This window comes from Eubacterium ramulus (assembly GCF_045002895.1).
Taxonomy (GTDB): domain Bacteria; phylum Bacillota; class Clostridia; order Lachnospirales; family Lachnospiraceae; genus Eubacterium_I; species Eubacterium_I ramulus.
In genome coordinates, this window is record NZ_CP173382.1 from 3,109,516 (window position 1) to 3,133,917 (window position 24,402).

At 45.0% G+C, this 24,402-nt stretch carries 13 protein-coding genes; 8 read left to right on the forward strand and 5 right to left on the reverse strand.

What is annotated here, in order from left to right; translation table 11 throughout:
* Positions 1–39: 39 nt before the first annotated feature.
* The 7 genes from ACIRUQ_RS14460 to ACIRUQ_RS14490 all read left to right on the forward strand — a co-directional run bounded on the left by ACIRUQ_RS14460 (position 40) and on the right by ACIRUQ_RS14490 (position 18,159).
* Positions 40–1,236 carry an AraC family transcriptional regulator gene (locus ACIRUQ_RS14460; RefSeq protein ID WP_055289933.1) on the forward strand — a complete coding sequence of 399 codons (1,197 nt, stop codon included), beginning with the start codon at positions 40–42 and terminating at the stop codon, positions 1,234–1,236.
* 114 nt (positions 1,237–1,350) lie between these two features.
* Positions 1,351–5,013, forward strand: a complete 3,663-nt coding sequence (locus ACIRUQ_RS14465) for an immunoglobulin-like domain-containing protein (RefSeq protein ID WP_055289935.1) — start codon at positions 1,351–1,353, stop codon at positions 5,011–5,013.
* 174 nt (positions 5,014–5,187) lie between these two features.
* The gene (locus ACIRUQ_RS14470; RefSeq protein WP_055289937.1) at positions 5,188–13,962 is read left to right on the forward strand and encodes a family 43 glycosylhydrolase; all 8,775 of its coding nucleotides are present in this window, start codon (positions 5,188–5,190) and stop codon (positions 13,960–13,962) included.
* A gap of 35 nt (positions 13,963–13,997) precedes the next feature.
* Complete coding sequence (locus ACIRUQ_RS14475; protein WP_055289938.1) at positions 13,998–14,699, forward strand: hypothetical protein; 702 nt, start codon at positions 13,998–14,000, stop codon at positions 14,697–14,699.
* 216 nt (positions 14,700–14,915) lie between these two features.
* Positions 14,916–15,989: a 16S rRNA (cytosine(1402)-N(4))-methyltransferase RsmH gene (gene rsmH, locus ACIRUQ_RS14480; RefSeq protein ID WP_021738026.1), complete on the forward strand. Its 1,074-nt coding sequence runs from the start codon at positions 14,916–14,918 to the stop codon at positions 15,987–15,989.
* A gap of 41 nt (positions 15,990–16,030) precedes the next feature.
* A complete protein-coding gene (locus tag ACIRUQ_RS14485; protein ID WP_341437608.1) occupies positions 16,031–17,395 on the forward strand; it encodes an MATE family efflux transporter in 1,365 nt (454 codons plus the stop codon).
* Positions 17,396–17,610: 215 nt separating this feature from the next.
* Entirely contained in the window at positions 17,611–18,159 is a 549-nt protein-coding gene (locus ACIRUQ_RS14490) for a stage V sporulation T C-terminal domain-containing protein (RefSeq protein WP_022035943.1), read from the forward strand.
* A gap of 110 nt (positions 18,160–18,269) precedes the next feature.
* Here the strand turns inward: ACIRUQ_RS14490 and ACIRUQ_RS14495 are convergent, their stop codons facing one another.
* The 5 genes from ACIRUQ_RS14495 to ACIRUQ_RS14515 all read right to left on the reverse strand — a co-directional run bounded on the left by ACIRUQ_RS14495 (position 18,270) and on the right by ACIRUQ_RS14515 (position 22,311).
* Complete coding sequence (locus tag ACIRUQ_RS14495) at positions 18,270–18,542, reverse strand: hypothetical protein (protein WP_055289940.1); 273 nt, start codon at positions 18,540–18,542, stop codon at positions 18,270–18,272.
* A complete protein-coding gene (locus ACIRUQ_RS14500) occupies positions 18,529–18,924 on the reverse strand; it encodes a hypothetical protein (RefSeq protein ID WP_055289942.1) in 396 nt (131 codons plus the stop codon). Before ACIRUQ_RS14500 ends, ACIRUQ_RS14495 begins: the two co-directional genes overlap by 14 nt.
* Before the next feature lies 1 nt (position 18,925).
* On the reverse strand, positions 18,926–19,438 hold the full coding sequence (locus ACIRUQ_RS14505) for a DUF4417 domain-containing protein (RefSeq protein WP_341437617.1): 513 nt from the start codon (positions 19,436–19,438) through the stop codon (positions 18,926–18,928).
* A 283-nt stretch (positions 19,439–19,721) separates the two neighbouring features.
* Positions 19,722–20,843 carry an RNA-guided endonuclease TnpB family protein gene (locus tag ACIRUQ_RS14510; RefSeq protein WP_404856504.1) on the reverse strand — a complete coding sequence of 374 codons (1,122 nt, stop codon included), beginning with the start codon at positions 20,841–20,843 and terminating at the stop codon, positions 19,722–19,724.
* A gap of 292 nt (positions 20,844–21,135) precedes the next feature.
* A complete protein-coding gene (locus ACIRUQ_RS14515) occupies positions 21,136–22,311 on the reverse strand; it encodes an IS110 family transposase (RefSeq protein WP_055290734.1) in 1,176 nt (391 codons plus the stop codon).
* Between the two features lie 1,026 nt (positions 22,312–23,337).
* Between ACIRUQ_RS14515 and ACIRUQ_RS14520 the strand changes: the two genes are divergently transcribed.
* The gene (locus ACIRUQ_RS14520) at positions 23,338–24,402 is read left to right on the forward strand and encodes a DNA repair exonuclease (RefSeq protein WP_055290730.1); all 1,065 of its coding nucleotides are present in this window, start codon (positions 23,338–23,340) and stop codon (positions 24,400–24,402) included.

Here is a 24,402-nt window from a genome sequence, read left to right on the forward strand (position 1 = left end):
GCGGGCAGTCATTCGATGCAGGAGATATTTTTGGGGACAATGCTGGTAAATCTGATGCATATTTCTGTGTGCAGATATGACGGGGCTGGCGCACAGTGTCAAAGCTTTGGAGAATCAGCAGGTAGTAAGATACTTTCGGAGGCGGAGACATCGTTTCTGAAGAATATATTTGAACTGAAACAAAGGAAGTATCCTGGAATTTATGCTCTGGAGCCGGATATTCTTGCCGGTGAAATACGGGATCCGGCACAGGAGGATAGCTGGATCCTGTTCGGACCGATCCTTCTGGCACCGGCGAATGCAGCGCGGTTTCAGCACGCAGGCAGGAAATTCGGCAAGTTGGAAGATATAGGGCTGCATCTTCAGATCTGTGAACTGAATACACTGGTAGCCGGTATGATCCTGTATTATGGATACCTGACGGGAAAAGAACTGTCCCTGGCAGAGTTTCTCGAATACAATAAGGAAGAATTTCCAAGCGTTCAGAAGATTCATGAACAGTTGGGCAGGGATTTGTTTGCACATCAGGAGCAGGCAGGGATTCATAATCCTTATGAACAGGAGCGCAGAGAGCAGGATGCAATCCGACATGGCGATGTGGCGGCATTGAATAGGAGTATTTCTGAGACCTATGAGGGAAAGATCGGACAGCTTGCAAAGAATCCTCTGCGCCATCACAAAAATGTGGCAATCGGAAATATCACACTGGCATCGCGGACCGCAGTGGAGGCGGGAGTCAGCGTGGAAAAATCTTTTACTATGGCGGACAGTATGATCCAGCAGATTGAAGAAATTGACAATGTTACCGAAGTGGAAGCATTCAAGCGGATGGCACAGCGGATGTACGCAGATGTCGTGGCGGAAGAATTGCAGGCGAATGAGGGCGGTTATAAGAATCCGTTGATTGCTGCCGTGAAGGATTATATATTTCAGCATTTCCATGACAGTATCCAGATTACAGATATTGCGAAATATCTGAAGGTTAATCCGGATTATCTGTCCCATCTTTTCAAGGAGCAGGAACATATTACCATCAAACGCTATATTTTGCAGGAAAAAATCCGCCGAAGCCGGAATCTGTTACAGTATTCGGATTACAGTATTCAGGAAATCAGTTTCTATCTGGGCTTCAGCTCTCAGAGCCATTTCTGTAAGGTGTTTCAGGAGATCACAGGGGAGACACCGGGGCATTATAAGAGGCAGTTTACCAATCGGAAGAAATGGAAGATTCAGTAAAATAAAACTAAGAATTATACAAAACAGCTAAGAAATTTGATATATCTTAGCTGTTTTTTCGTTTATAGTTATTAATATGTGAAAAGCGTTTGATAAAAGGAGGAAAAGGGATTTATGAAAAATCAGAAGTACAGACAATGGTGTAACCGAAAAGCACTTTTGGCCGGCGTATTGGCAGTGTCCATGGCAGTTACCCCGATGACTACGGCTTTTGCCGGCACCGGTACTCAGACAGCGATTGCCTTGCAGGATGCGAAAGAAACTTCCGATGAAGTGGTTCTGGCGGATTTCGACTTTAATGAGGCTGGGGATGATGGCAGCTTCAGCGGCGGTAATGCCATTGCAACCGTGGGGGGCGGCAGCATTGAACTGGTAGATCATGATGGAGGAAAAGCTGCAAAATTCGTGGCATCCGACAAGGACTGGATGCAGGTGCGTGCAGCAGACGGCAGCAGTCTGTTAAAGGGCCATGATGAAGTGACGATTTCCTATGATATTCTGCCGGAGATGAGTAATTCACACTGGGTATTTTATGCAGCGGAGAATGGTAATTCCCTGAATTGGAATGATAATGGAAATAAAGAGCGTTATCTCGGCGTTCTGGTAAAAAACGGAACCACAGAGATTGAGCGTTATAACAACACGGGATCCAGACCTGCAAATCCGACCATCAAAATGGCAGCTTCCCAATGGCAGCATGTGGACATTGTATACACAAAAGATGCGACGGTTGCTTACCTCAACGGTGTGCGTGTCAGCAAAATGGCAAGCAGTTACAGTCTGACAGATATCCTGGGTGATAACGGCATCTTCTGGATCGGAAAAGCAGCCTGGGGTGGCGGAGAATATTCCAGCATGCAGCTGGACAATCTGAAAATTGTTGCCGGAACCCGCCTGTATGACAACGACCGCGTGACAGCAGCAGCTTCTGAACTTGAGACTGCGCTGGGAGATATGGATCATATTATCGGTAATCTGAATCTGCTCCGGACTTCTTCCGACGGACTTTCCATCACATGGACTTCCGACAATGTCAATATTGTGAAAGAAGATGGAACAGTTACGATCCCTACCGACGGTAATAAGGAAGTGACACTGACAGCTACCATGAAAGACGGAGAGAAAATAGTTGGGGAAAAAACGTATAAAGTAACCGTATTGGATCAGAATGCGATGCTGAAAGAACTGGCAGATCAGCTGACGTTACCATACTCTACCGAGCGTGGTTCTGAGGTATATGGCAATATTACATTGCCGGAGACCATCGGGGCAGCAGAAGTGACCTGGTCCACAGAACAGAGTGATATCGTGGATGTCGCTTCGCATGAGGTAGAAGGCTATGATGCAATGCCGGCGGGGGCTGTGACCAGACCGGAGAAAGATACCGATGTTACACTGACCGCTACGATCACATGGAAAGGACTCAGCACGACCAAAGATTTTACGTTTACCGTAAAAGCAGCACCGAAACAGATCGAAGATGCTGAGTACACTGATTACTTCTTTGCATATTTTGCAGGAGAAGGTTATTCTGACGGCGAGCAGATCTATTTTGCATCCAGCCAGGATGGTATGAACTGGGATGATCTGAACAACAACCATCCGATTCTTACATCTACATTAGGTGAAAAAGGTGTGCGTGATCCGTTTATCATTCGTTCTCCGGAAGGCGACAAATTCTATCTGATCGCGACAGACCTGAAGATCAACGGTGGAAACGGATGGGATGCAGCGCAGAACAACGGAAGTCAGAGTCTGATGATCTGGGAATCTACAGATCTTGTAAACTGGTCCGATGAACGTATGGTGGAAGTATCCGCAGCCATCGGTGCAGGCTGCACCTGGGCGCCGGAAGCAACCTATGATGAGAAGACCGGCGAATATGTGATATACTGGGCATCCAGAACACCGAGTGTAGATACGAAACAGCGTCTGTACTATGTAAAAACCAGAGATTTCTATACATTTACAGAACCGAAACTGTACATTGAAAAAGATCAGTCCAGTATTGATACGACGATGATCGAACATAATGGAACGTATTATCGTTTTACAAAAAATGAAGGCGACAGCACAAACAGCCTTGGCGCAAAGACAAAGACCATTTTCCTGGAGAAGAGTGACAGCGTACTTGGCAACTTTACACAGATTGCTTCCGATTCCCTGAACAGCAATCAGTATGTAGAGGGGCCGACCATTTTCAAGCTGAATCAGGATGACACCGACGGAACAGACAAATGGTGTCTGCTGGTGGATGATTTTGGCGGCGGCGGATATTACCCGCTGGTAACAACCGATCTGGAGAGCGGTGTATTCACAAAACCGGAGAGTGGTACATACAAGATGCCGAGCCGCGCAAGACATGGTACACCGATCCGTGTGACCTCTGAAGAATATCAGAAGATCATGGCAGCTTACAGTTCCCCGGAGACCGTGACAACAACCACCATCATGGGACAGGAGCCGCAGCTTCCGGAAACTGTGACCGTAAATGGTGCAGAAAAAGCAGTTACATGGAACCTGGAAGGTGTTTCCTTTGCCGGTAATCCATACAGCTATGTAACTGTAACCGGTTCCGTGGAGGGAAGCATCGTAGCGGCAACTGCACAGGTACAGCTGATCCCGGAAAATGTGGAATACATGATCGACAGCAACAACATCGGTTCCCAGACATGGGAAAATGTAAAAGCAGTCAGCGATAAACTGCTGAATACAGAGGCAGCAGATCAGGCAAAGACAGAGGAGAACAGCTGGGGTTACACAAGTGTTGTGGGTGACTCCGGAGATATGAAAGGTTACAGCGAGGTCAGCTCGACCAATCCGTATGCAGGTGGCTGGTGGGCCCGTGGCAGCAAGAACATCACATATCAGGTAACACTTCCGGCAGGTGAGCATCAGATCATGCTGGGATGCACCGGCTGGTGGAGCATGGGCCGTGAGATGGATGTATACTATTCCGTAAATGGCGGCGCGGAGTCCAAATTGTGTGATTTTGACGCAGTAAAATCCAGCGAGACTTATGCAGAGGGAACTATTGAGCTGCCAGAGGAAGCAGTTGTGACCCTGACTGTGAAAAAAGCAGCCGGTGACGATCCGATCCTGAGCTGGATCAGTATTTCCGATGTGACAAAGGCACCGGATCCAACCCCAGACCCAGATCCGACTCCAGACCCGGATCCAACCCCAGACCCAGATCCGACTCCAACCCCAGATCCGGATCCGACACCGGAACCGGCCCATGCAGACGGTCTTGCAAACAGCCCGGAAGCAGATGGCAGCTGGTATTATTATCTGGATGGCAAGGTAGCAGAGGGTGTTACAACTGTGGCACAGAATGCATATGGCTGGTTTTATATCAATCATGGTAAAGTAGATTTCTCCTACACCGGACTTGCACAGAATGCATATGGTTGGTGGAAGATCGTCGGCGGTGTGGTTGACTTTAACTGCAACGGACTGGAAGCCAACGAGTATGGCTGGTGGAAAGTAACCGGCGGACAGGTAGACTTCACCTACACCGGATTGGAAGCCAATGAGTATGGCTGGTGGATGGTCATCAACGGAAAGATCGACTTTAACTACAACGGACTTCAGGCCAACGAATATGGCTGGTGGAAAGTGACGAACGGTAAAGTAGATTTTACCTACAACGGTGTGGCTCGCAATGAGTACGGCTGGTGGTATGTGACCGGAGGAAAGATTGATTTTGGTTACACAGGACTGGTGAAGATTCTCGGTGTTATGTGCCCGGTCGTAAATGGAAAAGTTATGATTTGACATCAGAAATAGACAGAATTTTACAAAAATAATCTAAGAAAAATAAAAAACAGCTAAGTTATTTGATATACCTTAGCTGTTTTTTATTTTATACTAATACCATAACGTGATGTTTGTCTGAATATCCCGGAAGACATCTGCATCACAGCATGAGGAAAAGAGGAGGAGAGAATCATGAGGAAAATGAAGAAATTCATTAGTCTTATTGCAGCAGCCGCAATGGTTGTGACTAGTGTTCCGATCAGCGCATTGGATGTACATGCAGAAGAAGCACAGACCGTTGCAGTGGATTCCACAGTAAGACTGAAGCCTTCTGAGGCATCGACATTTAACGACACAAATAGTGACAGACTTGGCGAGTTTCAGGGCTGGGGTACATCGCTTTGCTGGTGGGCAAACCGCATTGGTTACAGTGAAAAACTGACGAATGAAGCAGCAAAGCTTTTCTTCAGCGAAGACGGATTAAACATGAATATCGGACGCTACAATGTAGGTGGCGGTGACGATATCGGAGACACAACTTCCGAAGAAGTAAAAGTCAATGAAAAAGCAAGCTTTTATGATCTGACAGAAGGCACTTATACCTATGCAGGAACCAGCGGAAAGGTTGAGACTTACAGTAAAATGGCAGGTATGACCTATTCTGCATCCGACGCAGATTTTGGTATTACAAAAGGTACCGCAGTTGGAGAATTCTCCAAACTTGGATGGATCAACAAATTGGGTGATACTCCCGGCAGCGGAGATAATCTGCAGTATAAGGTAAATGCAAACGAAGCAGGAAACTATACCGTAAAACTGCTTCTTACTTTGGAAGGTACAAATACTCGTGATGTGGCTATCCGTGTGAATGCCGGAACAGACAGCCAGGCAGATTACGTGGCAGATAAAGATACTATCAACAGCAGTATCATCGCTGAGGGTACCAACAATTCCAGCCACTGCATGCTGTTCTGTGTAACACTTTCTGATGTTGCATTAAATGCGGGGGAAAACACCATCAATATTGCAGGTCAGGCAGACTGGACACTTGATTTTGTAAAAATGGCAGTGATCAAATCCGGTGAGGAAGGTGTTCTTCCGGAGACAGATCCATTTAAACATGCTGCACATATTATCCGCTCAGACAGCGGAGTTCCGGGATACGCAGTAGACGTAACAAAGATTGATGAGAGCAAACATGACCTTACATGGTATACAGAAAACTTTGACCGTGCAGATGCAGAATGCGGCTATGCATGGAACTATGACTGGGATGCAGACAAGAATCAGATGAACGTTCTGAAAGCAGCTGCAAAAGCCAGTGGAGAGGATTTCCTTGCGGAAGCATTTTCCAATTCGCCGCCATACTTTATGACAGTCAGCGGCTGTTCATCAGGAAATACAAATTCTAACACAGACAACTTACGTGCGGATTCCTACCATGCATTTGCAGCTTATATGGCAGACGTTATCGAGCACTGGAACAAGGAAGGTGTGATCACATTCCAGAGTACTGATCCGATGAATGAGCCGGCAACCAACTATTGGGGTGCAAACAGCAACAAACAGGAAGGCTGTCACTTCAGCCAGGGCGAATCTCAGTCCAAGATCCTGGTTGCACTGAATGAGGAGTTAAAGAACAAAGGCATCAACATCATTATTTCCGGTACAGACGAGACAAACAGCGGATATAATGGCGGACAGGGTGGACAGATCGATTCCTACAACAAGCTCAGCGATGAAGCAAAAGCCGTTCTGGGAAGAATCGATACCCATACATACACAAGAAGTTCCTTATCAGATCTGAGTGCACTGGCACAGTCTGAGGGTAAAAACCTGTGGATGTCCGAGGTTGACGGATCTTATACCGCAGGTACAAAGGCTGGCGAGATGAGCGCAGCACTTGGTCTGGCCGGTGCAATGATGACAGAAGTAAACGGTCTGAAATGCTCCGCATGGATTCTGTGGAATGCCATCGATATGCATGCAGACAGCAGTGAATATGGTCAGTCCTGGGTAAACAAAGGAAGTGCGAATGATTTCCTTTCTATGGAAGCCCTGGAGAAATCATGGAAATCCACGACATCCAACGGATATTGGGGACTTGCAGCAGCAAATCATGATGATGAAACCATCACTGTAAGTATGAAATATTATGCATACGGACAGCTTTCCAGATATATCCGTCCGGGATATACCATTATCGGCACCAACAAGACAGGTACGACACTTGCTGCATATGATAAGGCAGGTAAGAAAGTAGTCGTTGTTGCATCCAATACATCTGATTCTGACAAGACATGGAAATTTGATCTGTCCAGGTTCGAGACTATGGGCAGTAAGATTACAGCCATCCGTACCAGCGGAACACTGGCAGACGGTGAACACTGGGCAGATGTAACAGATTCCGACAACATTGCAGTTGATACACAGAACATGTATTTTACTGCCACTATGAAAGCAAATTCTATCACAACATACACAATTGAAGGTGTGGATGGAATCAAAAAAGTGCCGGAAGTACAGCCGATCGATGTTGAGCAGATTATCGTAAACAAAGATCAGGTTACATCCAGTGCAGCATGGAACAACGGAACCACAAATGTGGGAACAAACGTTGTTGACAATAATTTTTCCACATTCTTTGATGGTGTTGCAAACGGATATGTTACGTTGGATCTCAAGACAGAGATGCCGATCGCAGCTGTAAGCTACGCACCGCGTGCAGGCTATGAGAGCCGCTGCGAGGAAGCTGTAATCTATGGATCCGCAGACGGTAAAAACTGGACAGAGTTATATACCATTGAGTCCACACCGGCTGCAAACAAAGACACCATGGTATATTACAGCGAGTTCAATACTTACAAAGAAGGCGCAGAACCGGTTTCCTACCGCTATATCAAATACGCAGTAGATGCAAACGGATCCTGCAACCTTTCCGAACTGAAAGTATACAAGCCGGCATCTGACTATACGGTAGAGCCGGTATCCGGTCTCGCTTATCCGGATGGAACATTATCTCTTCCTAAGACTCTGACACTGACAGAGAAAGGCGGAGAAGCAGCCAAAGAAGCAAACGTTACATGGAACACGGAGGGTGTTGACTTTGGCGTAACTCCATATACTTACCTGAATCTGACTGGTACCGTAGAGGGATACAGCGATGTACAGGCAAACGCAACTGTTCAGGTAGTGCCGAAATACATCGAGTATATGATCGATTGTAACAATAACGATTCACAGACATTCAAGAATCTGCAGGCAGCAGGTATCAAATCCATGGTAAATACGGTTGCAGATCAGAAGAAGACAGACGACAATACCTGGGGTTACCTGGGAAGCTATAATGCTTATAACAGTGAAAATGCATCTGATTCCTATGCAGCTGCATGGTATCAGGCAAGTGTACAGTACACTGTGACACTTCCGGCAGGTACACATACCATCATGGTAGGTTCCAACGAACTGTGGGCACAGTGGAATGCAACCAGACAGAGTGCGGTATACTACACTGTAGATGGTGAAGAACAGAAACTCGCAGATCTGAATCTGACAGGTGCAAAAGGTGTTGCATCCGGTGAGATTACTCTGGATGAAGAAAAAGAAGTAACCATCACTGTTAAGAAAGTAACAGGAAACGAGGCAATCGTAAACTGGATTACCGTATGCGGCAAGTCCGGCGGAAAGAAATTCAGCGATGCTGAGATCGCAGCAAACAATTATGTGCTGTATCTGGCAAACGCAGGTACTTCTGATGTGACCTCTGTTCCGGCTGATTCCAACATGGGATTATACCAGGGCAGTCTGGATCAGGCTTATGCAGAAGATTCTGACACAGGATATAGCTGGGGTTATGTGGAGGATGCTGCTTATACTGCAACAGCAAGAGGCGGTGACACTACATTAAAAGGCTCTTACCGTTATCAGTCAGATAAAATCACTTACGAAGCAGGAAAATCCGGTATTGATTATCGTTTCGAGCTGCCGGAAGGCAATTATGAAGTAACCGTAGGTATCGACAATCCATGGCATCAGTGGGGAACCAAGACAGAAGACATCCTTCTGGAAGGTGAAAAAGTAGAATCCGGACTGACAGCCAAAGATTTTGAAGGCACTTATAAGGTGACCGTAACAGACGGTGAACTGAATGTATTTGTTCAGGCAACCAGTCGTTCCAAAGCCGGTGATGACCCGATCGTAAACTACATCATTGTAAAAGCGATTCCGGGCAGTGAGGCAGATGCACTGGCAGTTCTGAAAGTAACCGTTCAGAAATATCTTGAAAAAGTAGCGGGTAAAGATTATACCACTACAACAAAAGCAGCATTTGATCAGGCAATTGCAGATGCACAGAAACTCATTGATGAAAATTCTGCGGACACAGATGCAATTGCAGCAGCAAAGAAAGCCATTGAGAAAGCATACAGCAGTCTGGTAGAAGCTCATTTTGAGACCTATGATTCCATCACAGGTACCAATGCAGCAAGAATCTACGATAACAACGGTGCAAAGGTTCAGGCTCATGGCGGACAGATCCAGAAGATCGGTGATACTTACTACTGGATCGGTGAAGACAGAACCAACGGTTACAGACCGATGCCGGGTGTACATATGTACTCCTCCAAAGATCTGTACAACTGGAAAGACGAAGGCGTTGTTTTAAGAACAATGGACAATTATGACCAGTTCGAGACAGACAATTACTTCAAGAATCTGTACGGTGATCTCAGCGATGATGAGAAGAAAGACATTTATGTAGATCTCTGGGCAGAGGGATGCGTTATGGAACGCCCGAAGATGCTTTATAATGAAAAAACAGGCAAATATGTGATCTGGTTCCATGCAGACGGAACAAGTCCGTATTCTGATGACAGCGGTTCCAACTACGCAAAAGCAAAAGCAGGTATCGCAATTGCAGACAACATCAACGGACCGTACAAACTGGTAGGCAGCTATATGCTGGCGAGTGATTACGGCAATCATGGATTTGATTCCGTGGGCGGACATGTACGAGACATGAACCTGTTCCAGGATGATGACGGAACCGCATATGTAATGTACTCTTCCGAGGGTAATGCGGTAATGTACATCGCAAAACTGAATGACACTTACACAGGTCTTGCAAAAGACGCAGATGAGATGGTTCTGGGAGAAGACTTCTGTATCAGTAGTACCGATTCCAGAGAGGCTCCGGCAATGTTCAAATATCAGGGTAAATATTACCTGATCACATCCGGTTGTACCGGATGGGCTCCGAACCAGGCACGTTATGCAGTCGCAGACAGCCCGCTGGGACCGTGGACCAACATGGGTAATCCGTGTGTCGGAGATACCGCCAACAATACATTTGAGACACAGAGTACATGCGTGATTCCGGTAGATGCTGAGAACGGCAAATTCATCTACATGGGTGACCGTTGGTACAATCCGGATAACGGAAAAGATCTGAGCGATTCCAGATATGTATGGCTTCCGATTGAATTCGGTGCCAACAATACCATCGCGATCAAGAATTACAAAGACTGGACGTTGGATGAACTGGAAGATAAAGGTGCGATCTCTATCAATACAGCGCTTCCGGAGACCGTTGAAAATATGACTGCACTCAAAGCAGCATTACCGAAAACCATTGATGTAACAATCGGTACAAAAGTAGTAAAAGATGCAAAAGTAACCTGGACCGTAGACGAGTCCGCAGGTGAGACGGCACTTGGCTATGTAACAGTAACAGGTACACTGAAAGATCTGAACAGAGAATTTACCATTCAGGTATTCTGCTGTCCGAAATCGTTGGTATACTTCGCAGACTGTTACACAAACGGAGATAATACATCTTCTATTTATGAAAAATTTGCAGCAGCAGCAACTGACCTGAAGAACATGGTATCCGATCAGGCATACGGTGATGACAATGGCGTAACATGGGGTTACACAAGTACACCGGGTGCATCCGGCGGAAGCAGTTCCCAGGATATGGGATCCAAAGGATCCGGCGACTTCTTCGATACCGGCTGGTGGGCAACCAGCGGCGGCAAGATCGAGTACGGTTTTGAACTGACACCGGGTACTTATACGGTAGCAACCGGATTCCATGAGTGGTGGAGCAGCTCCAGAGGTATCAAGATCACAGTTTCTTCTGTAGATGCTGATGGCAAAAAGACAGAGCTCGGCACAGGCAGCGCAAGCCTTTCCTCCGGTAAGACAGAGGACAGAAGCAGTGTGGATGTAACCGTTCCGGAAGGTTCTGATCATATCCTTGTAACTATCAGCAAAGCATCCGGAAGTGATCCGGTATTAAGCTGGATCGGTATCATTTCAAATGATGTACAGAGCGGTGAACTTGACTGGACAGATTTCGATGCAGTTATCGCTAAGAAAGACCAGCTGAATGAGGCTGACTGGACAGCAGACTCCTGGAGTGCATTCCAGGCAGTTGTAAAAGAAGCAAAAGACTTCAAAGCAAATGCAACAAATGAAACAAAACAGCGCGATATCCGCGAGATGATCGCAAAAGTAAACGCAGCTGAAGGCGAACTGATCTCCATTCATGAGCCAACGGGTGATGTAACGTACTACGTAGACGCTGTAAACGGTGATGATGCAAACGATGGTACCACACCGGAGACAGCATGGAAGACACTGACAAAAGCGTCCTCCATCCGTCAGCTGAAAGCAGGCGGCAGCATCTTACTGAAAGCAGGCTGTGTATGGAATGGTGAGCAGCTGTTCATCGACAATGCCATCGGCAGCGCAGACGCTCCGATCGTGATCGGAAGCTACGGTGAGGGTGCAAAACCTGTCATCAACGGAAACGGAGCAAACTGGTCCGCTTCTACCAAGGAAGATCTGGCAGCTGTTCATATCAGAAACAGCCAGAATATCGTGATTGAAAACCTTGAGATCACAAACTGGGATCTCTCCGCAGGAGAAATCGGAAGCTACAAACAGAGCAGCAAACTGTTATCCGGTCTCGTAGTAGAGAACCGTGACGGCGGTGAACTGACAAACGTAACCATCCGTAACAATAAGATCCATGATGTCAATGGTAAGATGGCCGGTGGCGCAGACAAAGGCGCAGGCGGACTGATCGTTCTTGTGACAGGAAACGGCAGCAATCATACCGGTACCGTAGAGTCTTACTACACAGGACTTGCCATTGAAGGAAATGAAGTATACAATGTATGCCACGAAGCAATCTACATGGAGAGCGTATGGGCAAGCCGCAAACTGGTAGGTGGAACAAGCAGTGATACCGGATATCAGAATGCAGGAAACAGCAAATGGATCGGCAGCAGCAATGTGACGATCAGCAACAACTATGTACATGATGTTGCAGGTGACGGTATTGTACCGATCAACACCACAGATGCAATGGTAGAGTACAACCTGGTTGACAACTCTGCAGACAGCAGCTGGAATTACAGTGCAAACCCGAACCATGCAGCAATCTGGTCATGGGACAGCAACAATGTAACATTCCGTTATAACGAAGCTTCCAACACATCCAGACATTCCGTTGGATCCGCAGTTGGAAACGACAGCATGGCATTTGACTTTGACTATGGTGTACAGAACTGTGTATACGAGTACAATTACAGCCATGACAACCTGGGTGGATTCCTGATGCTCTGCCCGGGACCGGGGGCAACCGTAAATAACATCGCACGCTACAATGTCAGCGTAAATGATGGTAAATACGACGGTGCACCGGTGATCCGTATGGGTACCGGTAAATATGGTTCTCTCGGTGTTCAGATTTACAACAATACCATTTACTGGGAGAATAACGGTGGCTATACAATGTCACTGACACCGGATTCTTACTGGGAAGGTCCGAATATCAAAGAAGTATCTGTATTTAACAACATCTTCTACGGACCGGCAAAAGCAGACAGCATGAGCACAAAAGAGGGTATCACTTACTCCAACAACCTGGTATACAGCAGTGACGGAAGTGCTGAGGCAGTATACGAGGCTCTGGCAAACGATGCACATGCAGTTTATGCAGATCCGCAGTTTGCAGATGTGACAGATTACACAGCAGGAAGCTGGGCAGATGGCAAGACAACGCTGGGAACCGCAGAAGGATTCCGCATTGCAAAGACATCACCGGCTGTAGATGCAGGTATGGCAATTCCGGAAGCTCCGTCCTACACCGACGATACACTTGGCGGCGAGCTGGCAGCAAACAAAGCAGAAATCCCATCTGTTGACTACTATGGAAATGCACTGACAGACGGCACACCGGATATCGGAGCAAACGAAACTGTTAAGAAAGCAGATGAAGATGCAAAACCGGCAGATGGTCTCGGTATGGACAAAGACGGCAACTGGTTCTACTACAAAGACGGTAAAGTAGATACTGCTTATACCGGACTTGCAGCAAATGAATATGGCTGGTGGTATGTAGAAGCCGGTCAGATCAACTTCAATGTAACAGGTCTTGTAAATGACAGTACTTATGGCTGGTGGTATGTAGAAAACAGCCAGATTAACTTTAATTACACAGGACTGGTACAGAATGCATACGGCTGGTGGTATGTAGAGAACGGTGCGATCAACTTTAACGCAACCGGACTTGCACAGAATGAGTATGGCTGGTGGTATGTAGAGAATGGTCAGGTCAACTTCAACTACACAGGACTCGCAGCAAACGAGTACGGCTGGTGGTATGTAGAAGGTGGCAAGATCAACTTCAACTACACAGGACTTGTAGCAAACGAGTACGGCTGGTGGTATGTAGAAGGTGGCAAGATCAACTTCAACTACACAGGACTCGCAGCAAATGAGTATGGCTGGTGGAGAGTCGAAGGTGGCAAGATCAACTTCAACTACACAGGACTCGCACTCAACGAGTACGGCTGGTGGTATGTAGAAGGCGGCAAGATCAACTTCAATTACAACGGGTATGCTGCTTATTACGGAGTAACTTACCGTGTAGAAGGTGGAAAAGTAATTACCGCATAATAAAAAAATCTGGCAGTAACAAACAGGAGTTTTATATGTTCGGAAGAAAGAAAATGATTCCGGCAGGCTTTGCGGCAATGGGGATTCTCATTGCCGCAATGGCTTTTGTCGGAGGATGTGGAACACAGAACACAGATCAGAATGATCAGACAAACGTTTCGGTGGAAGTCTCAGCCGGGGCGGAGAATACACAGGCAGATACCGATGTTGTCTGCTATATAGATGGCGACGCAGTTTCTGTGGAAGAGTATGTCCTGCTGGCAGAAAACCATAAAAATGACATTCTGATGCGCTATACCACAGAACAGGTGAACCAGCCGGATTTCTGGGAACAGGAGATCGACGGAAAGGTGCCGGCAGAGCAGCTGGAGACGATCATCTCGCAGGATCTGACGGAAAATTATGCCATCAAGCATCTGGCGGTTGAATGGAAGGTGACAGAGGATTATACCTTTGAAGATCTGAAAGCGCAGATGGAAGAAAAAAATAATGCGCAGTCAGACAGCGCAGATACCACAGACAGCTACGGGCTGACTGCATATGATATTAGCAAGTATTACAGTTACTGGTATTCAAATCTGCAGACGAAGCTGATGAATCAGATGATCGGAAACAGTAAGGATTATTCCAATGCGCAGGATGTAGAAGCATACATTACAGAAAAAGCGGAAAAATCTGTGATCAGACCAGGCGGTGCGTCAGCAACGGATGTGATCCTGGAGACTTTTGCACAGTAAAACTTCTGTAAGTCTACATTCTGCTTAAAATGCAGAAAAAAAAAATGGCAGTGAAAGGAAGTGAAATCCTTTTACTGCCATTTTTAGTGCACAGGCTGCCCTTGATTTGCTGATTTGTCTTGGGTATAATAAAAATGATTGACACAAATTCAAGAATGCCTCGGTATTCTTGCTTAACAGATACTGGAGAAAAAATAGTGAAAGAGGAGGTTTTCTATGGAACATACGGAAAATGGGGCACAGACACCGCACAAACGGCGTGTGCGTTACAAAGGAAAATATCCGAAAAAATTCGAGGAAAAATATAAAGAACTTCAGCCGGAAAAATATCAGGACACCGTTGAACATGTGATCCGTAAGGGGAATACGCCGGCTGGTATGCACATCTCCATTATGGTAAAAGAAATTCTGGATTTTCTGGAGATTAAACCGGGACAGGTGGGATTTGATGCTACATTAGGTTATGGCGGTCATACAAAAGCTATGCTGCAATGCTTACAGGGTGAAGGACATATGTATGCCACAGATGTGGATCCGGAGGAGTCTGCCAAGACGAGAAAGCGTCTGGCGGAACAGGGATTCGGAGAAGATATGCTGACAGTAAAGCTGCAGAATTTCTGTACGATTGACGAGATCGCAAAGGAAGTGGGAGGTTTTGATTTTATTCTGGCAGACCTGGGCGTTTCCTCCATGCAGATCGACAATCCAAAACGGGGATTCTCTTATAAAGTGGATGGACCACTGGATCTGCGTCTGAACCAGGAGAAAGGTATCAGTGCAGCGGAACGTCTTGATACTATTTCTGTTGAAGAACTGGCCGGAATGCTGGATGAGAATTCGGATGAACCGTATTGCGAGGAAATTGCGGAGGCTATTGTGAAAGAAATCCGCCGGGGCAATCGGATCGATACTACGACAAAACTGCGTCAGGTGATTGAAAATACGCTGGAATTTCTGCCGGAGAAGGAGCGGAAAGATACCGTGAAAAAGACCTGTCAGCGTGTGTTCCAGGCACTTCGTATCGATGTAAACCGTGAATTTGAAGTGTTGTATGAATTCATGGAGAAACTTCCGGGTGCGTTAAAACCAGGCGGCAGAGTGGCGATTCTGACTTTTCATTCCGGAGAGGATCGTCTGGTGAAAAAAGCTTTGAAGGATGGATATAAGTCCGGCATTTATACAGATTATGCAAAAGATGTTATCCGGCCGTCCGCACAGGAGTGTGCACAGAACGGACGCGCCCGCTCCACAAAAATGCGCTGGGCGATCCGGTCAGATCTGGAAGTATAATGATTAAGGTTTATAAAGGTTTAGAAAGAAGAGAATAAAAATTGAAGAAGAATAAATATGAGATTGATATGTGCAATGGTTCCATCATGGACAAACTGATTTCCTTTGCACTGCCTCTGATGCTGTCAGGCGTCCTGCAGTTGATGTTCAATGCGGTTGACATTATTGTTGTTGGACGGTTCAGTGGGAGCCAGGCACTGGCAGCAGTAGGCTCGACCACTGCGCTGATCGCAGTGTTTACGAATTTATTTATCGGGATTTCTCTGGGAGCAAATGTACTGGGGGCAAGGTTTTATGCTGCCGGCCGTGATGAGGAGATGTCAGAGACCGTACATACTGCCATTACACTGGCTCTGATCAGTGGTATTGCAATGGCTTTTATTGGAGTGCTTTTTGCAAGAGGCGCGTTGGAACTGATGGGGACACCGGATGATGTCATTCGGTTATCCACACTGTACATGCGGATTTACTTCTGCGGCATGCCATTTTTTATGCTGTACAATTATGGTGCTGCGATCCTGCGCGCAGTGGGTGATACGAAACGGCCGTTAATCTTTTTGTTGATCTCAGGCTCCACCAATGCAGTGTTGAATCTGGTGCTGGTCATTAAATTTGATCTTGGTGTGGCAGGTGTCGGTATTGCAACGGTGATTTCCCAAATGATCTCCTGTGTGCTGGTTCTGCGCTGTCTGTACAAATCAGACAGCAGTTATCAGCTGCGTTTTTCGAAATTGAAGATCAAAAAAGCATACATGATACAGATTTTTCAGGTTGGTATCCCGGCAGGTATCCAGAGTACAGTCATCAACTTGTCAAATGTATTGCTGCAGTCCTCGGTGAACTCTTTTGGCTCCACAGCCATGGCCGGGTATACAGCCGCAAATAATCTGTTTGGATTTTTATATGTATCCGTAAACTCTGTGACACAGGCATGTATGAGCTTTACGAGTCAGAATTATGGTGTGGGAAAACTGAAACGGATGGACAGGGTGCTACGTGACTGCATTATTTTGTCCGTCAGCGTATCGCTGGCACTGGGCGTTGGTGTGTATGTTTTTGGTCCGGAAATCCTGCAGATTTATACTACGGATCCTGCGGTTATCCAGTGTGCGATGGAAATCCTTTTGTATACCACAGTTACTTATTTTTTATGTGGTCTTATGGATCTGTTTCCGGGAGCATTGCGTGGAATGGGACATTCAGCAGTACCGATGATTCTGTCCGTGATCGGAACGGTAGGTACCCGTATTGTCTGGATTTATGGTATTTTCCCACAGCACAGGTCATTGGCGATCTTGTTTATCTCTTATCCGGCATCCTGGATCCTTACGATCGTGATGCAGGTGATCTGCTTCTACTTCGTGCGGCGGCATGTACACCGCACCCATGCGGAACTGCGTTCATGAGCAAGTAGCGAAGCGGATTGCGAATGTCCGCTTTACAATAAGCAGGCGTAAGGTAAGTGCTGTAAGATAGTGCCATAAACAGGATGAAAGAAAATGCGATATCTTAGCGGAATTATGTGAAAAAATTTATGGTATAATCAACCTTTTGCTTCCACATACTAGATGTACAACAAAAATCTGGTAATTGAGAAGAGGAAACAGGAGGTTTTTACGATATGAAAGCGACAGGAATCGTGCGCAGGATCGATGATCTGGGGCGCGTGGTAGTGCCAAAGGAAATCCGCAGAACGCTGCGCATCCGGGAGGGAGATCCGCTGGAGATTTTTACGGAACAGAACGGAGCCATTGTATTGAAAAAATATTCCCCCATCGGGGAGCTGAGTACATTTGCCGCTCAGTATGCCACAAGCATGGCGGAAGCAGCAGGGAGCCTTGTATGTGTCATGGACCGTGACCACATCATCGCAGCGGAGGGAAACGGCAAAAAGAATTATGATGGAAAACCGATCAGCCCGGAAATGGAGCAGTTTATTGAAGCAAGAGGTTGTCAGGTGGCGGATGCACAGGAGAAAAATTGCAAGAAACTGACCCTTGACGATGCCATGCAATATCAGACCCAGGCACTGGCAACCATCATCTGTGAAGGGGATGCCATCGGCGCGGTGGCATTGTGCAACGGCGCAGATAAGGACAGTGTCGGGGAACTGCAGGGAAAACTGGCACAAGCTGCGGCACTGTTCCTGGCGAAACAGGTGGAACAGTAAGACATTTTCCGTGTGATTGTGTGTGTTCCGGCATAAATTATGAAACGGGACTCTATAAAAATAAAAAGAAGAAGTGCTGAAAGTTTAATCGCTCTCGGCACTTCCTTTGTTTAGTCATCTGCCCATTCCATATCCTGCTCGACATCCCAGAAAGATTTTCCGTTCCAGATTTTAGCCTCTAAGAATGCTTCAACTGGATAATGTGTTGTATTCCCTTTCCAGGTATGCTGTTCTCCATTGTCTGCCATTTCGTATAAGCAAAGATCAAGATTGCCGTTATTCGTCCATCCTTCCAGAAAGTATTTTTTTCCGTCATAGAGAAACCATAGTTCATCACCGTAATGAATGTGGTCAACAAATTCACGAACATCACCATTTTTCAATTTTAGGCACCCCCTTAAAGAATTTTTTGTATTTTTCGTATTCTTGCTTTGTAATTCGATGAGCAGGGCGTATCCGAAAATTATCCTGTTGAGGATATTCATGAACATGGAGAATATTTTCGGTACGATTACCATTATTCAAATTTGGCTCAGGATGATATGCGATTTCCGTAATTAAATAGTGATGTTCATTATAAAAACGCATTTCATGGAATGTTCCATCTGGCTTGAGCTTGATATAGGCAACGCTCGAATGAGCTTCTTCAGGTAATCCATGTTTTCCGGAAGTTCCCTGTAATACTTTAACTCCATCAATTGTTCCAACTGTTTCATAACTATAAGGGACTTTATTTCCCACAGCGAAAGTTCCACGTCCGCCCATATTAACGCACCACCTTTCGAGAGGAACGGTAGTCTACAGTGACAATATTTCCTTGCATTTCTGGAAAGGGTGTTCCAAAACAAATAATAGTTTCTAGATGAATTTTTTCTAACATGGCATAGTATCCACGCATGAAGTTAAGCCGGTTCTGCTTGCAACCAATCATTCCAATAGCAACAATAGAGTTATCTTCAACACCATCGAAGCAGAAGTCATAGCTGCTTGGTGTACTCCAGCTGATTGTAGGAATAACGGTTAATCCTTTACTCTGCCAATAAGCACCGCACCATCTGTTTTTTGCAACGCTTTCCATCTGCCGCCATAAGCTCATATCTGCATAAGTAGAAAAATCTGGTGTTAGAAGAAAAGCATATTGAGAGTATTTTGCCAGAGATTTTTCAGGATTGTTATAAATTCCGTTAAATCTGTAATCATCAACGAAAAAATGAACACCATTCTGTGTATTTACAGCGGAATCATTTGATTTAGTGTCTGAACAAGCGATCAGTGACAGATTATTGACATTGAGTGCCTGTTTTTTTTACTAGTGGAATATTCCATTTTCCACGACCATCGTACTCGTTACGCATGAACAGCTGGTCATTACGCATACATTTACTTGTGCTACTAATCATAGTGACATGCTCCCACCACTTAAATCACAGATTTTGAAGTGGGGGCTTCTTGCTCAATGGCTCTACTGAGCCAAGTATCTACAAGCTATCCTCGCGTGCCCCGCGATTCATTTTTACCCAGTTATGGGATATTTTCATTGTCTGGATACAGACACTTCCCATCTATCCTGCTAACAACATACGACGTGCTTCTTCACGTATATTGATTGCCGCATTCAGATCCCGGTCTATCCGATTTCCACATGTACAAAGATATACTCTGTCCGAAAGTTTCAGTTCTTTCTTTATATTGCCACATTTACAGCATTTTTTACTGGAAGGGAAAAAACGGTCTACACGTACCAATTTCTTTCCTCTCCATGTCAGCTTATATTCCAGCAATTCCCGAAACTTTCCGTAACCGTTATCCATGATATTTTTTCCAAAATGCATACACTGGCTCATTGCTTTCATGTCAATATCTTCTACTGCAACAACATCATATGCCTCTGCTATTTCATGACTCAGTTTATGCAGAAAATCTTTCCTCTGGTTTCGGATTTTTTCATGACATAATGCAACACGTTTTTTCTGTCGGTAATAATTATTACTTCCTTTCACGCAATGGGATAACTTTCTCTGTTCTCTTGCCAGCCGCTCCTCACTTTTTCTGAAATATCCTTCATTTTCCTTCTGTATATCTTCAGAAAACACAGCCATCCCATGCATTGCATAGTCAATCCCAAGTATCTTTGCATTTTCATAATCAAATTCTTCTGCTTGGTTTTCACAGTCAGTTTTTTCATATAAAAGGCTTGCATAATACTTTCCGGACGGTTCCATACTTATTGTTACGGATTTCAGGCAATATTCTGCCGGAATGTCCCGATGTTTTTTCATACGGATCCATTTCAATTTTGGAAGTTTTATCCGATGATCTTCTACCTGAATATTTCCATTGACCACATTTGTCGTATAGCTCTTTCTGCTTCTGTGCTTTGATTTGAATTTTGGAAAGCCAATCTTCGGATCCCTGAAAAAATTCTTATATGCCTTTTCCAGATGCAGCTGCACATTTGCAAGTGCCAGGGAATCCACTTCTTTCAAAAATGGATATGCTTTTTTATACATCGCCGGTGTATTTCGCAGCATTTTTTTCGATGCTTCATATTCCCGTATCTTATCATTCAACATCTGATTATATAAAAAACGACAGCAGCCAAATGTTTTTGCGAGCAGGACTTCCTGTTCTCGGTTTGGATATATACGAAAACGGTAAGCTATGTTATGAGTTATTTTTTCCATATGATCAGCCTCGCTTTCCATCGTTTCGACTGATTATATTATACTATATCCCTTTAAACAGAACAAGTGTTCTGCCTGTATTTGCTGTATTTATTTTGCAATTCATCTCCCACCTGTAGAGGAAGACTAACTATTAAAAGTCAAGCCTTAAAATGATATTTTTTGAATAAAGTACAGAAATGTATTTTAGATATATTTGGAACTCAATTAGAGTTCCTTGAACCTTGAAAACTGCATGACAAAAAGAGCATCGTGATAGGTGCTCAAAAAAAGAGTATTGAATTAGAAAGATTTAAGCTACTTTTATGTATTGCTGCTTTGTTTTTTCAAGATGATAAATCACTCGAACCAATTTTTTTACAGCGTGTGATATGGCAACATTGTAATGCTTACCTTCCGCTCGTTTTTTAGCAAGATAGGCTGCAAATGTTGGATCCCAGTGGCAGACATATTTGGTGGCATTATACAAAGCGTATCGCAGGTATCTGGAGCCACGTTTTTCCATATGTGCGTAGGCACCATCCAGTTGTTCGGATTGATATGTTGATGGTGAAAAGCCGGCATAAGCTAAGATCTTATCAGGAGAATCAAAACGATTGAAATCACCGATCTCGGCAATAATCATAGCTCCCATGCGATAGTTGATTCCGGGAATGCTAAGAATTGGAGAGTTGATTTCATCCATGATGATTTTAATCTCATTTTCGATTTCATCAATCTCTGAATCAAGTTCCTGAATAAGTTTGATGGTGTGCTTCAATTCAAGGGATTTGGCTGGCATATTTGAGCCGATAGAAGCTCTTGCAGCATCTCTGAAAGTAATAGCAGTATCTTTACCATATCGACCTTTGGAAGATTCGGAAAGAAGATTTGTAAGTCTGGTAAGGTGTGCAGTGGCTACATGTTTAGCACTGGGAAATTCAGAAAGCAATGCATAAACAGATGCTATATGAAGTGTTGGTACAAGTTTTTCTAATTCAGGGAATAAGATACAGACCAGTCTTGAAACGGAAGTTTTCAGCTTGGCACGTTCTTTTACTTTATCAAAACGATAACGAGTTAATGACTTTAACTCTTCGTTGTGGTAAAATGTGTCTGAGTAGGACTTTAAGTTCACATCAGACATGAGCATGGAAGCAATCGTGCGGGCATCTACTTTATCCGTTTTCGTCTGTCTAAGGCTTAGACTTTTTCTGTACAGATTTGTATGTAACGGATTGATAACATAGGTGGGCAGACCTTTATCAATGAGATATCCAAGGAGATTGTAACTATAGTGTCCAGTGGCTTCCAGTCCTACTTTTACTTTTGTCACATCATCCATAACGGATTCAATCTTTTGATAGAGATCATTAAAACCATCTAAGTTGTTGGCGATGGTAAATGCTTTAAACAACACTTCGCTATCAGAGTTTGTGATAAAGCAATCATGCTTATCCTTTGCAACATCAATTCCTATGTAAATCATAATAAATCTCCTTTAAATGTATGAATGCTGTTTTAAAACCACAGGGTGCTCCTTGCGATTGTAACCTCGTTCTAAATAAACCGTCATGCGGTATCTAACTGATTAACAAATGAACAAAGAGACTGTGGTTGGAGCCTTCCTAAAACCATCAAGTGGTAGGAGAAATAAACCAATCCACAGCATCTTATATATCATAGCCGAACCTACAGAAGAGGTAAAGAATGGACTATGACCTAATAGTTGTAAAGACCTTGGAGAGGGTCTATAAAAACTACTACTATATAATACGAGGAGAATTCTTGCTAGCTCTTGTTAAAAATCCTTTCCCCTCCAATCGGAGGAACCATGTGTTAAGCAATTCTTTTTTGTATAATTTGCGAATTGCGCCTGCGGAAAGGATATTCTATACTCATTTTGATTGAGAAATGCGAATAGCATACCCACTGATAAAACGTATTAGATTGCTGCGCCAACAGCTTTTTAATACGTTTTATTTTTTACATTCAAAGCAACCACCTCCCTGTTATCTAACTTGCCTGGTCAAAGAGTTGAAGAAGCTGAGATTCATAATCGGTATAATCATTACCACCAAATCTTAGCCATTTTTTGTAATAATCGTGAGCATAACTGGCAGCTTCATAGCTTATTTCAAATATCTGCGAGATGCTTTCCGGATTATCTAGTTTGAATTTATGGATCAGAACCGGTGGAGCAAGTAGCGAACGCGGATTGCGAATGTCCGCTTTACCACAGAATACGAAAGTAACGAAAGCGGATTGTGAATGTCCGATTTACCAAATTAAGAAAGTTCTATGTTTCGCTAGCGAACATTGCTTGATAATCAATTGTTGATATTGTAGATAATCTTCAATGCCATTATAAAGTTGATTAAAATGAGGGTAAAGACATTACGACAATACAGAGAAGTATTTGAGTACCTATTGGTGCTTGTGTTAATATATCAGATAAGAGAGGTCTCCCGCTTTTTCCGGCGGTGAGAAAAAAGATTGTATTATGGAGGAAATTATGAGGTTCATACATATTGCAGATGTGCATTTGGGAGTTACCCCGGATGCGGGAATGCCCTGGAGTGAGAAACGGGGCAAGGATATCTGGAACAGTTTTCATATGGTGCTGGAGGAGGCTCGCAGACAACAGGCAGATCTGCTGCTGATCGCCGGTGATCTGTTTCACAGACAGCCATTAAAGCGTGAATTAAAAGAAGTGGCAGCGGGATTTGCTGCGATACCGGACACAGAGATTGTACTGATCGCGGGAAACCATGATTATCTGCATCCGAAGTCTTATTACCGCACCTTTGCGTGGCCGGATAATGTGCATTTTATTTTAAATAAAGATCTCACACCGGTGCATCTGGAGCGGATCCATACGACGGTATGGGGCTGCAGCTTCTGGGATAAGGAAGATGACAGAGCGGTGTATGGAAAACATCAGCGGCAGATGGATTCAGAGTTTCAGATTCTGCTGGGACACGGCGGCGATGACCGGCATCATCCGTTCCGGGCAAATGAACTGACAGCAGGATATGATTATGCAGCTTTTGGACATATCCACAAGGCGGCGCAGCTGATCCCGAACCGGGTGGTAATGGCTGGTTCCCTGGAGCCGACAGACTGTAATGATTTCGGCCCCCACGGTTTCTGGATAGGGGAATTGACGGAGGCCGGCTGCCGGGTTTCTTTTTATCCGATCAAAAAGTGTGAATATATCCGGCAGGAACTTCCGGTGACACCGGAGATGTCCGCTTATGCGATGGTGGGACTGGCGCAGCAGGAGCTGGCAAAACGTGCGCCCTATCAGATTTCCCATCTGGTTTTGCGTGGATACCGGGATGCGGATATTGTCCTGCCGGTGCAGGAACTGGCGCAGTTGAACCGGGTGGTGCGTGTCGTGGATGAGACCGAGCCGGATTATCCGTTTGACCAGCTGAAACAGCGATACGATGGAACACTTCTGGCGCAGTATATCGAGACACTGGAGGCGTATCCGGATGCGGCATCCGGAAGGAAAGCATTGTATTATGGTGTGCAGGCCATGCTGAATGCCATGGGGGAAGGACAGGAGACATAG

Excerpts from the sequence above, each read along its gene's own strand:
- ACIRUQ_RS14470 (WP_055289937.1), top strand. The coding sequence starts at position 5,188 with ATGAGGAAAATGAAGAAATTCATTAGTCTTATTGCAGCAGCCGCAATG.
- ACIRUQ_RS14520 (WP_055290730.1), top strand. The coding sequence starts at position 23,338 with ATGAGGTTCATACATATTGCAGATGTGCATTTGGGAGTTACCCCGGAT.
- rsmH (WP_021738026.1), top strand. The coding sequence starts at position 14,916 with ATGGAACATACGGAAAATGGGGCACAGACACCGCACAAACGGCGTGTG.
- ACIRUQ_RS14500 (WP_055289942.1), bottom strand. The coding sequence starts at position 18,924 with ATGGGCGGACGTGGAACTTTCGCTGTGGGAAATAAAGTCCCTTATAGT.
- ACIRUQ_RS14510 (WP_404856504.1), bottom strand. The coding sequence starts at position 20,843 with ATGGAAAAAATAACTCATAACATAGCTTACCGTTTTCGTATATATCCA.
- ACIRUQ_RS14515 (WP_055290734.1), bottom strand. The coding sequence starts at position 22,311 with ATGATTTACATAGGAATTGATGTTGCAAAGGATAAGCATGATTGCTTT.
- ACIRUQ_RS14465 (WP_055289935.1), top strand. The coding sequence starts at position 1,351 with ATGAAAAATCAGAAGTACAGACAATGGTGTAACCGAAAAGCACTTTTG.
- ACIRUQ_RS14460 (WP_055289933.1), top strand. The coding sequence starts at position 40 with ATGCTGGTAAATCTGATGCATATTTCTGTGTGCAGATATGACGGGGCT.
- ACIRUQ_RS14490 (WP_022035943.1), top strand. The coding sequence starts at position 17,611 with ATGAAAGCGACAGGAATCGTGCGCAGGATCGATGATCTGGGGCGCGTG.
- ACIRUQ_RS14475 (WP_055289938.1), top strand. The coding sequence starts at position 13,998 with ATGTTCGGAAGAAAGAAAATGATTCCGGCAGGCTTTGCGGCAATGGGG.